The sequence below is a fragment of the Streptomyces sp. NPDC047081 genome, from assembly GCF_040643775.1.
Taxonomy (GTDB): domain Bacteria; phylum Actinomycetota; class Actinomycetes; order Streptomycetales; family Streptomycetaceae; genus Streptomyces.
Genome location: NZ_JBEYUY010000018.1, coordinates 131,088 through 144,435 on the forward strand (window position 1 = coordinate 131,088; position 13,348 = coordinate 144,435).

General features: G+C 71.2%; 7 protein-coding genes. 2 read left to right on the forward strand and 5 right to left on the reverse strand.

The window, feature by feature from the left end; all coding sequences use genetic code 11:
* Positions 1–282: 282 nt before the first annotated feature.
* On the reverse strand, positions 283–2,271 hold the full coding sequence (locus ABZ848_RS30580) for an IucA/IucC family protein (protein WP_360837189.1): 1,989 nt from the start codon (positions 2,269–2,271) through the stop codon (positions 283–285).
* 255 nt (positions 2,272–2,526) lie between these two features.
* On the reverse strand, positions 2,527–4,050 hold the full coding sequence (locus ABZ848_RS30585; RefSeq protein WP_360837190.1) for a diaminobutyrate--2-oxoglutarate transaminase family protein: 1,524 nt from the start codon (positions 4,048–4,050) through the stop codon (positions 2,527–2,529).
* 374 nt (positions 4,051–4,424) lie between these two features.
* Between ABZ848_RS30585 and ABZ848_RS30590 the strand changes: the two genes are divergently transcribed.
* Together ABZ848_RS30590 and ABZ848_RS30595 are read left to right on the forward strand one after the other, a co-directional pair.
* The gene (locus ABZ848_RS30590) at positions 4,425–5,654 is read left to right on the forward strand and encodes a hypothetical protein (RefSeq protein ID WP_360837097.1); all 1,230 of its coding nucleotides are present in this window, start codon (positions 4,425–4,427) and stop codon (positions 5,652–5,654) included.
* Between the two features lie 112 nt (positions 5,655–5,766).
* Positions 5,767–6,966, forward strand: coding sequence for a hypothetical protein (locus tag ABZ848_RS30595; RefSeq protein ID WP_360837098.1), 1,200 nt, complete (start codon positions 5,767–5,769; stop codon positions 6,964–6,966).
* A gap of 68 nt (positions 6,967–7,034) precedes the next feature.
* Here ABZ848_RS30595 and hflX read toward each other — a convergent pair whose 3' ends face one another.
* The 3 genes from hflX to ABZ848_RS30610 all read right to left on the reverse strand — a co-directional run bounded on the left by hflX (position 7,035) and on the right by ABZ848_RS30610 (position 13,344).
* Positions 7,035–8,528 (reverse strand): GTPase HflX, encoded by a 1,494-nt coding sequence (hflX, locus tag ABZ848_RS30600; protein WP_360837100.1) that lies wholly within the window; start codon positions 8,526–8,528, stop codon positions 7,035–7,037.
* A 134-nt stretch (positions 8,529–8,662) separates the two neighbouring features.
* A complete protein-coding gene (locus tag ABZ848_RS30605) occupies positions 8,663–10,210 on the reverse strand; it encodes a M1 family metallopeptidase (RefSeq protein ID WP_360837102.1) in 1,548 nt (515 codons plus the stop codon).
* A 710-nt stretch (positions 10,211–10,920) separates the two neighbouring features.
* Complete coding sequence (locus ABZ848_RS30610; protein WP_360837103.1) at positions 10,921–13,344, reverse strand: HD domain-containing protein; 2,424 nt, start codon at positions 13,342–13,344, stop codon at positions 10,921–10,923.
* Positions 13,345–13,348: the final 4 nt, after the last annotated feature.

Here is a 13,348-nt window from a genome sequence, read left to right on the forward strand (position 1 = left end):
CGCTCTCGGCGGTACGGAGGCCTGTCTCGGCGCCGATGTCGGTGCTGGGGGCGGGCGCGGCGGCTGGGTCTGCGCCGGCGTCGGTGGAAGGCACGACGACGCTCCTCTCAGAAGACGGGGTGGGGCATGTTCCTCAGGAATGGAGGGAGTTGGTGCTCGGGGATGAAGCGGGCGGTGTTCAGAGGCGGGGCAGATGGCACTCAGGGACGGGACAAATAGTGCTCAAGGCCAAGGAAGTTGGTGCTCAGGGATAAGGCAGGCGAGCAATGGTCGGCGGGATGGTCAGAGTTGGAGGGGGTTGGCGATGGTGACGTAGACGGACTGGGTGTCGACCGGGCCGACGAGTTCGTCGAGGCCGTGCAGCCGGGTCAGCAGGTTGGCCTTGCAGCGCAGGACGGGTGAGTCGAGCAGGTGGGCCGGCAATGAGGTGCGCAGGCGGGCGGGGCCGGAGGCGACGTCGCTGAGAAAGCGGCGGAATGCGGCCAGCAGCAGCCGTTCGTCGGCCAGCCGCTGGGAGCCGAACGCGCCGATGAGGCCGAGGACGTTGTTGATCGCGAGGTAGTACGCGAAGCGCTCGTCGGTGACCTGGTCGGAGACGAAGGTGTCGCTGTGCTCGCCGATGCCGGGCAGCCGGGCGTCGAGTTCCGTGCGGCGGGACTCACGGAAGTAGTAGCCCTGGTTGTCTCGGTACCGGCCGCCCACGGGCCAGCCGTCGGCGTCCAGCAGAAGCAGCGTGTTCTGCTGATGGGCCTCCAGGGCGATACCCGCTTCCGCGTCCAGCCACAGCACGGGTCGGACGACGTGCTCCAGGTAGCGCAGGAACCACTCGGCGGCGACGGCTCCGCAAGGGCGGCCGGTCCGGGCGGCGAGGCGAATGACGACCATGGCGAGCCGCGAGCGCAGGGCTGCGGGGGTCGGGGTCGACTCCGTCCAGCGATCCGAGGCCGACGTAGTCGCATCGGTACGGCGGTCCGAAATCGACGCGGTGCCGGCATGGGCCTGCGGTCGGGGGGAGACGAGTCCGGCGATGCAGGAGACGTCGTCCTCGGGGCCGAAGGGGTTGTGGCGGATCACCACGTCGACTCCGGGCACGGGTTCGCCGTCCGGTGTGTCGACGGCGAGCCAGGCAGGGTCACGGACGATGTCGAACCCCGGGTGCGCGGCCTGCCACTGCTGGGAGAGACCAGTGCGCAGCAGGCGGTGAACTTCGACGCCCCGGTGCAGTTCCTTGCGGAGGTTCTCGCGCCGGGAGTTGGTGATGCGCAGGCCCAGGGACAGCTTGAGCATCGCGGGGGCGCCGGTTCGGTGGACGGTGCGTACCGAGGAGGTGGGGTGCCACGGGGAACCGTGGGGACCGAGGTCACGGAGCAGTCCGGCGTCGAAGAGGGGCGCGGTCTCGGGGCGCCGGCAGATCTCGCGCATCTGCCAGGGATGGAGGGGGAGGGCTGCGTAGCCGTCGGGGAGCGGGAGCGGGCCGTCGTCCGCTTCGGCGAGCAGTGCGGTGAGCCGGGGTGCGGGGACGGGACGGCCGCGTTCGGTCCAGGCGGAGTCGGTGGCGAGGACGGAGGGGGCGACAGCCAGCCAGTGCAGGGGGAAGGAGCCTCGCAACTCCGGTGAGTACAGCTGCCCTTCGGCGTCGGAGAGACCTTCTCGGCTCTTCGGGGTGGGGTGCAGCGGGTGTCCGAGCAGGAGTGCTTGTTCAGCGGAGAGGAACAGGTCGGGGCCGTCGGCGGGGTGCTCACGACGGTCGCGGATGAAGGTGACGGTGCGGCGGAGGGAGTCGGCGACGCGGGCGACCAGGTCGGTGGATGCCGTGGATGGCAAGGGGGTGTCGGTTGCAGGCCGGGGTTCTGAAGCAAGGAGGGCGAGCGGGCCAATGCGGTCGACCGTCTCTTCGCCGCGGGACATTTCCGCGGCGGGTGTGGTCGCGCGGTCGGCCGTGTCCACGCCGGGCAGCGTCTCCCGTGCCAGGAGTGCGGCGACGGTGACAGCGTCAGCCGGTGGGGATTGTGTGGGGGCGTTGGCGAGGTGCGGGAGGCCGAAGCGGTGCCATCCCGTTGGGGACCAGTAGTGGACGGGGACAAGGAGGGTTGTACCGCTGGCGGGGAGGGGGATACGGAGAGTTCCGTCGCTCGGGGCGCGGAGGCCGGTCTCGCGGACCCAGCAGCGCAGCATGTTCTCGACGGCGGCGGCCTCGGCGGCGACGTGGGGGTCCGGGTGCGCCAGGAGGTCGGGCGCGGTACGGCGCAGGTGCTCGACGCCGAAGGGGATGTGCTGCTCCGCGCTCCGCTCCCGCACTGGCCCCCTGCGCTGATCCGGGACCCTCTCCAGCGCAGACGTCCGGCCGGACCGCGGCGCGTCGGAGGGGGCTCGCTCGGCGGCGTCCGCAGGGTTGTCGGATGCGGGGTTGGTGTTCACGGTGGTCCTCGGGGGTGGTTCTGGATCGTGCGGTGACGAACCTGGGGGCTCGGTCGGGCGGCGGCGATACGGGGGCCGGGGACGACCCGGCGTACGCCTTCGTGCGTGTCAGTCGTGACGCTGAGCCACGTACTCGGCACGGTGCGGATCCTGGCGAGGGCCGAGATCAGGCCCGTGCGGTCGGCTCCGTCCCGGTGGTCGGCCGGTGTGGGCGCGGGCCGCCGTTTCCACCGCGTCGGCCAGGCGGTCGAGTACTGCCGTTGCCTGTTCGTCGGTGATCGTCAGAGGAGGGAGGAGGCGTACGACGCTGGTGTCTCGGCCGCCCAGTTCGATGATCAGGCCGCGGCGCAGGCACTCCCGCTGGACCGCGGCGGCCAGTTCGGGAGCGGCCGGGTGAGGGGCGCCGGAGGTGGCGGGCGGTGCGTCCGACCGGCTCGGTTCGCCGTTGGGGGAGCCGGCGCCGACGATTCGTGCGGGCGCGGGGGCCGGCTCCGCGTCGGTGTCGACCAACTCCATCCCGATCATCAGTCCCCGTCCCCGTACATCGCCGATGCACGGCAACTCCCCCGCCAGCTGCTTGAGTTGGGCCAGCATTCGGGAGCCGAGGGTCGCCGCTCGTTCGGCGAGGCGGTTTTCGCGGACGTGGGCGAGGGTGGCCGTGCCCGCGGCCATGGCGAGTTGGTTGCCGCGGAACGTGCCCGCGTGGGCGCCGGGTTCCCAGACGTCGAGGTCGTCGCGGTAGACCACCACGGCCAGCGGGAGGCTGCCGCCGATGGCCTTGGAGAGGACCATCACGTCCGGGGTGATGCCGCTGTGCTCCACGGCCCAGAAGGCGCCGGTGCGGCCGACGCCCGTCTGGACCTCGTCGGCGATGAGGGGAATGGAACGGGCGGCCGTGATCTCCCGCATCCGCCGCATCCAGGTGTCCGGCGCGGGGATCACTCCGCCCTCTCCCTGTACGGGTTCGAGGATCATCCCGGCGGGGTGCGGCACACCCGACTTGGGGTCGTCGAGGACGGACTCGGTCCAGCGGGCGGCGAGTTCGGCGCCGCGCGGGCCGCCGACGCCGAAGGGGCAGCGGTAGTCCTGCGGGTAGGGCAGGCGGGCGACCTGTATGTCGGCGGCGTCGCCGGACGCGGCGAGCGCTCCGGCCGTCATGCCGTGGTAGGCGCCGGTGAAGGCGAGGATGCCGGTGCGTCCCGTCGCGGCCCGTACCAGTTTCAACGCGGCCTCCACCGCGTCGGTTCCCGCCGGTCCGCAGAACTGCACGCGCGCGTGGTCGGCGAGTTCGGGCGGCAGAGTGTGGAACAGCTCGGTGATGAAGGCGTCCTTGACGGGTGTCGCCAGGTCGAGGACGTGCAGAGGGGCGCCGGAGTCCAGGACCTTGCGGATCGCCTCCAGGACGACGGGGTGGTTGTGGCCGAGGGCGAGAGTTCCGGCGCCGGAGAGGCAGTCGAGGTAGCGGCGGCCGTCGGCGCCCTCGATGGTCAGTCCGCGCGCCCGCACCGGGACGATCGGCAGGGCACGTGCGTAGGTACGCGCCGCCGACTCGCGCGCCTTCTGCCGCCGCAGAATGCCCTCGTGCGCGACCGGTGACACCCCGGCCGCCTCACCAGCCGCCTGGCCACCCACCGCCTCACCAGCGGCCAGGCCTCCCCGCACCTCGCCGACAGCCAAGCCGCCCGCCGCCTCCCGGACGGTCGACCCCGCACCACAGTCCCCGTCGGCCTCCTCGCCCACGGCTCCCCCAGACGAACTCCCCCCACCCGCAGACCCGCTCACCGCTCCCCGTCCTTCCGCCCACACACGCACAGGGGACCGCCCACGGACAGCAGACCCCCCACCGTTACCAACCGCGCTCCGCCGACCGGGTTACGGGTTGCTTCAAGATCCTTGCCGTGACGGAACCGTTGCCGTTCCGTCGGGAGTCCCCCACAGCGAGCGCATAGTGTGTGATGCCGTTCCAGGGAAGGCCCAGTTCGTTCATCTCAGGGGGAGTTCAGACCATGCGATCCACACGGCCGTCGTTCCACGTCCGGCGAGACAGGGGTGGGCGCCGCAGAATCTCCCCCGTACTGACCGCCGTTGCTCTCGCCTCCGTCCTGGCCCTCACTGCCACCGCATGCGGTTCCGGCGACGACGAGGCGGGCGGCCAGGCATCCGCCTCCGCGGCCGACACGGGCAGCGGTGACGGCAAGATCAAGATCCCGGACGACATCAGGAAGCGGCTCAAAGAGCACGGGATCGACATCGACAATTGGAAGCACGGCGCCTGGAAGAACTGGGACAAGGACGACTGGCTGCGCGAGGCCGACGAGTTCATCAACCCGATCATCAAGGGCCTGTGGGATCCGGACCGGATGCGGGACGCCAACGATCCGGACAAGGGCGTCGACGACAACGACCTCTCCGGTGACCAGGGCGTGACCGACCCGGAGCCGGCGCCGGTGGACGCGAAGGCCGTGGCGGCTACGTACCACGCCAACGCGGCGACGGCCGGCAAGGTGTTCTTCGACTCCCCCGAGGGCACGATGGTCTGCTCGGCGACGGTCGTGGAGGACCCGGCCCATCCGGGCAAGTCCAACCTCGTATGGACAGCGGGGCACTGTGTGCACGCCGGCAAGAACGGCGGCTGGTACCGCAACATCGCGTTCGTGCCGTCGTACAACAACTCCGGTAAGAGCGAGGGGCAGTTGCAGAACGCCTCCCGGGACGAGGTCGCTCCGTACGGTGTGTGGTGGGGTGAGTGGGCGCAGACCTCCCAGCAGTGGATCGAGCAGGGCGGAGAGACGGGCGGCGACGGCGCCTCGTACGACTACGCCGTCATCCATGTGACGCCGGAGAAGGGCGGGAACGGCAAGTCACTGGAGGAGACGGTCGGTTCGGCACTGCCTGTCGATTTCAACGCGCCTGCCGTGCCGAAGGTTCCCAGCATCACCGCGACCGGCTACCCGGCCGCCAAGCCGTTCGACGGCCAGCTGCTCTACCAGTGCACGGACCGGCCGGGGCGGCTGTCGATCAATGCCTCCGACCCGACGATGTACCGCATCGGCTGCACCATGACCGGCGGCTCGTCCGGCGGCGGCTGGGTCGCGGCGGGCTCGGACGGGAAGCCGGCGCTGGTGTCCAACACCTCCATCGGTCCGGTGTCCTCGGGCTGGCTGGCCGGTCCGCGGCTTGGCGACGTGGCCAAGGGCGTGTACGACTCGGTGAGCAAGAAGTTCGCCGGTCAGTAACCGGTCGCTGATCACAGGCGGGGGCGGGGCGCCTCACGGACGTCTTCACCGCCCCGTCCCCGTCCGCCCTCAACTCCCCTGGCACCGTGGGTGTCGCGGACGAGGAGGCTCCATGCGGAACCGCCCTCAGGACGGCAAGAGCCGTACGCCGGTCAGGCGCGTCGGACTCGCCGCCACCGGTCTCGTCGCCGCCCTCGCGCTGACCGCCACCGCGTGCAACGGCTCGGACGACAGCGCGAGCGGCAAGCCGGGCGCCACTGCCTCGCCGGCCACCGGTTCCGGCGACTTCAAGATCCCGTCCGACATCGCGAGCCGGCTCAAGGAGCACGGCATCGATGTCGACAAGTGGGCGAAGGGCGGCTGGAAGGACTGGGACCGGGACAAATGGCTGAGCGCGGCCAAGGACTTCGTCAACCCGGTCATCGAGGGCCTGTGGAAGCCGGAGCGGATGCAGTCCGCGAAGGAGGCCAACAAGACCGTCACCACGCAGGACGCGTCCGCCGACCTGGGCGTGAGCGATCCGGCGCCGGCGCCGGTCCGGGCCACGGCCGAGAAGACGCCGTACCACGAGTACGCGGCCCCCGTCGGCAAGGTGTTCTTCGACTCCCCCGAGGGCTCGATGGTCTGCTCGGGCACGGTCGTCAAGGATGTCAACCACCCGGGCAGGTCCAACCTCGTCTGGACGGCCGGCCACTGTGTGCACGCCGGTCGGGGCGGCGGCTGGTACCGCAACATCGCCTTCGTGCCGGCCTACAACGACCTCGGCAAGTCCGAGTCGGAGCTGAGCAACGCGAGTTCCTCGGAGGTCGCGCCCTTCGGTACCTGGTGGGCGGACTGGGTGTCGACCTCGAACCAGTGGATCCAGGGCGGCTCCGAGACGGGCGGCGCGGGCGCCACGTACGACTACGCGGTGCTGCATGTGAAGCCGGAGAAGGGCAGCAAGTCACTTGAGGAGACCACCGGCGCCCTGGACGTCGACTTCTCCGCGCCGTCCGCGACCGGGGTCGCCGAGATGGGCGCCTGGGGCTACCCGGCGGCGCCGCCGTACAACGGTCTGGAGATGTTCAAGTGCATCGACCGGCCGGGGCGGCTCTCCCTGAGCGCGTCCCTGCCGACCATGTACCGCATCGGCTGCACCATGACCGGCGGCTCGTCCGGTGGCGGCTGGTTCCGCGTGGTGAACGGCAGGACCGCGCTGGTCTCGAACACGTCGATCGGCCCGGTGACCCACACCTGGCTCGCGGGCCCGCAACTCGGCGCCACGGCCGAGGAGATCTACCAGAACATGAGCAGGACGTATGGCGGCAGGTGACGGCGGCATGCCGAAGGCCCGCTCCCCGCGGCGATGCGGGGGCGGGCCTTTTGGCTGTTCTACGGCGGTCAGGCCACCGGTGCCGGCACGTACGGCGCGAGGTCCGCCGCCAGTTCCTCGTGCACCCGCACCTTGAGCAGGGTTCCCTCCGGGGTGTGCTCCTCGGAGATCACCTCGCCCTCGTCGTGCGCACGCGCGACCAGCTTGCCGTGGGTGTACGGCACCAGCGCCTCGATCTCGACGGACGGCCTCGGCAGTTCGTTGTCGATCAGGGCGAGCAGTTCCGTGATGCCCTGGCCGGTGCGGGCCGAGACGGCGATCGAACGCTTCTCGATCCGCATCAGCCGCTGGAGCGTCAGCGGGTCGGCCGCGTCCGCCTTGTTGATCACGACGATCTCGGGTACGTCGATGGCGCCGACGTCCCTGATCACCTCGCGTACGGCGGCCAGCTGCTCCTCCGGGTTGGGGTGCGAGCCGTCCACCACGTGCAGGATCAGGTCGGACTCGCCGACCTCCTCCATGGTGGAGCGGAACGCCTCGACCAGGTGGTGCGGCAGGTGCCGTACAAAACCGACCGTGTCGGCCAGTGTGTACAGGCGGCCGCTCGGGGTCTCGGCCCTACGGACGGTCGGGTCCAGGGTCGCGAACAGGGCGTTCTCGACCAGGACACCGGCTCCCGTGAGGCGGTTGAGCAGCGAGGACTTGCCAGCGTTGGTGTAGCCCGCGATGGCGACGGACGGCACCTTGTTGCGCTTGCGCTCCTGGCGCTTGATCTCGCGGCCGGTCTTCATCTCCGCGATCTCCCGGCGCATCTTCGCCATCTTCTCGCGGATCCGACGCCGGTCGGTCTCGATCTTGGTCTCACCGGGACCACGGGTGGCGAGGCCGCCGCCCTTGCCGCCGCCCATCTGACGGGACAGCGACTGACCCCAACCGCGGAGCCTCGGCAGCATGTACTGCATCTGCGCGAGCGCGACCTGCGCCTTGCCCTCTCGGGACTTGGCGTGCTGGGCGAAGATGTCGAGGATCAGGGCCGTACGGTCGATGACCTTGACCTTGACGACGTCTTCGAGGTGGATGAGCTGGCCCGGGCTGAGCTCACCGTCGCAGATCACGGTGTCGGCGCCGGTCTCCAGGACGATGTCCCGCAGTTCGTACGCCTTGCCGGAGCCGATGTAGGTGGCCGCGTCGGGCTTGTCGCGGCGCTGGATCACGCCGTCGAGCACGAGCGCACCCGCGGTCTCCGCGAGGGCGGCGAGCTCCGCGAGGGAGTTCTCCGAGTCCTGCACGGTCCCCGTGGTCCAGACGCCGACGAGGACGACCCGCTCCAGGCGGAGCTGGCGGTACTCGACCTCGGTGACGTCCTCGAGCTCGGTGGAGAGGCCTGCCACGCGGCGCAGGGCCGCGCGCTCGGAGCGGTCGAACTGTTCGCCGTCCCGCTCTCCGTCGATCTCGTGGCTCCAGGCGACGTCCTCTTCCATCAGGGCATCGGCCCGAAGACCTTCGGCGTATGAGTGCGCGAAGCGCTGCGTGTCCTGGGAAGGGGATGAAGAGGAGGTCATTGGGTCCTTACGTCGATGGGGATTCCGAAACGGCAGTCATGAAGCTCAACGCACGAGTGCCCCGGGAGATTCCCGTTTCCCGTGCCGCGCCGACCTGAAGATGGTCGCACGGTACGGCACGTCTCGTCACCGCCTTATTTCACGGCCTTCCTGCCCGGATCGGCCGACTTCCAGTCCGGGTGGCCGGGCATCGGCGGGGTCTTCTCGCCGTACAGCCAGGCCTTGAAGAAGCCGCCGAGGTCGCGGCCGGAGATCTCGGAGGCGAGCTGCTCGAAGTCGGCGGTCGTGGCCGTGCCGTCGCGGTGCATGTCCACCCACGCGCGTTCCAGGCGCTCGAAGTGCTCGCGGCCGATCTCCTGGCGCAGGGCGTAGAGGGCGAGGGCGGCGCCGTCGTAGACGTTCGGCCGGAAGATGCTGATCTTCTGGCCGGGCGCGGGGGCCTTGGGGGCGGCCGGGGGGCCGCCTGCCGCCCGCCAGCGGTCGGAGGCGCCGTACGCGGCCTTCATGCGCGCCTCCATGGGGTGGCCGCCCTTCTCCTCCGCGTAGAGCTCCTCGTACCAGGTGGCGTGTCCTTCGTTGAGCCACAGGTCGGACCAGGTGCGGGGGCTGACGCTGTCGCCGAACCATTGGTGGGACAGCTCGTGCACCATGATCGACTCGACGTACCACTTGGGGTAGGCGGGCTGGGTGAAGAGCTCTCTCTCGAAGAGAGAGAGCGTCTGGGTCTCGAGTTCGAAGCCGGTGGAGGCCTCCGCCATGAGCAGGCCGTACGTCTCGAAGGGGTACGCGCCGACCTTGCCCTCCATCCAGGCGATCTGGTCGGGGGTCTTGGCGAGCCACGGTTCGAGCAGCTTGCGGTCCTTGGTGGGCACGACATCGCGTACGGGCAGGCCGTGCGGGCCCTCGCGATGCAGGACGCTGGAGCGGCCGATGGAGACCTGGGCGAGCTCGGTGGCCATGGGGTGCTGGGTGCGGTACGTCCATGTCGTCGACCTGCCGACCCGGTCGACGCCGGTGGGCAGGCCGTTCGCGACGGCCGTGTAGCCGTTGGGCGCCTTGATCCTGATCGTGAACATCGCCTTGTCGGACGGGTGGTCGTTGCAAGGGAAGACCAGGTGCGCGGCGTCAGCCTGGTTGGCCATGGCGAGGCCGTCCGCGGTGCGCACCCAGCCGCCGTCCTGCCCCTCGGCCGACACGGGGTCGCTGGTGTGCCGCACGGTGATCCGCGTCCAGCTGCCCTCCGGCAACGGGTCCTCGGGCGTCACCACCAGGTCCTCCCCGGCGCTGGTGTACGAGGCCGGCTCCCCGTCGACCTCCACCGACTCGACCTTGCCGTGCGCGAAGTCGAGGTTGATCCGCTCCAGGTCGGCCGTGGTCCAGGCGTCGATCGTGGTGACCGCCTGGAGCGGCTTGCTGTTGCTCCCGGGATAGGTGAAGGAGAGGTCGTACGACGCCACGTCGTACCCGGGGTTGCCGAGGTACGGGAAGAGGCGGTCGCCGACGCCCAGGGGGGCCGCCGGGGCGCTCGCGGCGAGGAGACAGACGGAGACGGCGGAGGCGAGCAGCGCGGTGGCCTTGAGCCGGCGGGGGCGTCCGGCGCGGGTGCGGGGAGCCGGGGCCTGGGCCTGGGCCTGGATGCGGGAGCCCGCGGCGCCGGGCGTGGTGCGAGGGGTGAGCAGCATGCATCACGGCTATCAGCGCACGCGCGCGTGGAGACGACGACGCGCGATCGGCCCACTCGAACGGGTAGGTCGCGCGGGGCGCGTGGGTCAGGGGGTGCGCGGGCGCGAAACGGCTCGTGCGGGCGCGAAACGGATTCAGTCGGCGTGCGGCAGGACGCTCGCGCGGGCGGGAAACGAAAAGTACCGGCGGGTGCTTGGTGCTTCACGCGGGCGCGAATCGGGGGGCACCGGCGCGCGTTCGCCACTTCGCGCGGGCGCGATCCACATGGCACCGGCGCACTCCAAGCTGCTCACGCGGGCGGGAAACGAAAGCGACCGGCGTGCGCTTGCGGCTTCACGCAGGCGCAAACCGAGGGGCGTCCTGCGCGCACTCGCCGCTTTGCGCGGGCGCGAACGGCGACGGTACGTCACCGGCGCACCCCGCGTTGCTCACGCGGGCGCGCAATACATCCAGCCGGCGCACTCCAAGTCGTGCACTCCCGGCGCGTACCGCATGCCGCTCGTCCCACAACACCTCAGGCGCCCCACAACACCCCACGCGCCTTGCGACGCCACGCCGCGCCCCCTCTACACGGCCCGCGCGTCTAAACGGCTCGCACACCCCACCCCACAACCCACAGCGCCCCTCCCCGCGGCTCGCGCACCCCTCCCCCGCAACCCGCGCGCCCATCACCGCAGCCCGCACATCCCCCGGCGCGCGCCCCGCCGCTTCACGCCCCCGGCGTCTGCGCCCTGCTCACGTCGTACACGCCCGGCACATTGCGCATCGCGCGCATGAGGGCGGGCAGGTGGGCGGCGTCCGGGAGTTGGACCGTGTAGGTGTGGCGGACGCGTTGCTGGGTCGGGGGCTCGACCGTGGCGGAGACGATCTCGGCGCCTTCCACGGCCATGGCCTCCGTGAGGTCGGCCAGCAGGTGGGGTCGGACGAACGATTCGGCGAGCAGGGTGACCCGGCACTCGGTGGTGTCCCCCCAGCGCACGCCGACCTCCGCACGCCCCGCAGTCTTCATACGCCCCACCGCGGCGCACTCGACCCGGTGCACGGTGACCACACCACCGCGCACGGCGAATCCGGTCACCTCGTCGGGCGGCACGGGCGTACAACAGCCGGCGAGGCGTACGGTCGCGCCGGGCTGGTCGACGGTGACGGCGGGGGTGGCGGGGCGCGGAGTGGTGACCGGAGCGTCCGCGCTGGGCCGGAACGGAGCGGAGGACTCGTCGGACGCGGGCGAGAACGCATCGGCGCCGGGGCGCTCGGCGACGGCCCCTTCGGGCGCCCCCGTTCCCTCCGCTCCCTGCGCACCCAGCCGCCCGCCCGCAAGCCGTCCCTGCCCCTGCCCGCCCGCGGTCTGCCTACCGTCCTGCAGGCCCGCGGTCCGCCCTCCGGCCCGGGCTCCCGCCGACTGCCCACCTTCCCGCGCACCCGCCGACGACCCACGACCCCACGTGCCCCCGGCCTGCCCGCGCTCCAACGCGCCCCCACGCACGCCCTCGCGCTCCCCGGGCGCCCCCAGCTCCTGCGCCCCCTCCCCCTCGCCGTCCTGAGCGTCGGCATGCGTGGGATGGGTCGCCAGCCACCGCTGGATGGCGATGCGGGCCGCGGCCGTGTGGGCGTGCTCCAGCCACTCCCTGGAGGGCTCGGAGGCGGGGTCCTGGCCCATGAGGAGCTGGACGGTGTCGCCGTCCCGCAGGACCGTGCTCAGCGTCGCCAGGCGGCCGTTGACGCGGGCGCCGATGCACGCGTGCGCGTCCTCGCCGTACTGCGCGTACGCGGCGTCGACACAGGTCGCGCCCTCGGGCAGGCCGAGCGTGCCGCCGTCGGGGCGGAAGACGGTGATCTCGCGGTCCTGGGCGAGGTCCTCGCGGAGGGTGGACCAGAAGGTGTCGGGGTCGGGCGCGCCCTCCTGCCAGTCGAGCAGGCGGGAGAGCCAGCCGGGCTTGGTGGGGTCGACGCGCTCGCCGTCGGCCGGGTCGTCGGCCGCGGGGGCGTACGGGTTGCCGAGGGCGATGACGCCGGCCTCGGCGACCTTGTGCATCTGGTGGGTGCGGATGAGGACTTCGGCGACCTGGCCGTCCCCGCGGGCGACGGCGGTGTGCAGCGACTGGTACAGGTTGAACTTCGGTACGGCGATGAAGTCCTTGAACTCCGAGACGACGGGCGTCATACAGGTGTGCAGTTCGCCGAGGACGCCGTAACAGTCCGCGTCCTCGTTCACCAGCACCAGCAGCCGGCCGAAGTCCGCGCCGCGCAGTTCGCCGCGCTTGCGGGCCACGCGGTGGACGGAGACGAAGTGCCGTGGCCGGATGACCACTTCGGCCTGGATGTCGGCCCCCCGCAGATGGCCGCGCACCTCGTCGGCGATCTCGGCGAGCGGGTCGTCCGCGCGGGAGGCGTTGTCGACGATCAACTCCCGTGTGTGCTCGTACTCCTCGGGGTGGAGGATCGCGAAGACCAGGTCCTCCAGTTCGGTCTTGAGCGCCTGGACGCCGAGCCGTTCGGCGAGCGGGATGAGGACGTCCCGGGTGACCTTGGCGATGCGGGCCTGTTTCTCGGGGCGCATGACGCCGAGGGTGCGCATGTTGTGCAGCCGGTCGGCGAGTTTGATCGACATCACGCGTACGTCGCTGCCGGTGGCCTTGAGCATCTTGCGGAAGGTCTCGGGCTCGGCGGCGGCGCCGTAGTCGACCTTCTCCAACTTGGTGACGCCGTCGACGAGATAGCGCACCTCCTCGCCGAACTGGTCGCGGACCTGATCGAGGGTCACATCGGTGTCCTCGACGGTGTCGTGGAGCAGAGAGGCCGTCAGGGTCGTTGTCTCGGCGCCGAGTTCGGCGAGGATCAGGGTCACGGCGAGGGGGTGTGTGATGTACGGCTCACCGCTCTTGCGCATCTGGCCGCGGTGCGAGGACTCGGCCAGCACGTAGGCGCGGCGCAGGGGTTCGAGGTCGGCCTGCGGGTGGTGGGCGCGATGGGCGTCGACGACATGGCCGATGGCGTCGGGCAGCCGGTCGCGGGTGGCGGGGCCGAGCAGGGCGGCGCGCCCGAGACGGCGCAGGTCGATCCGGGCCCGCCAGCGCGCCGCCGGGCCTGTCACCGGACCTGGGGTCGCGGGATTAGTGGCCTCCGCACTCATGGGC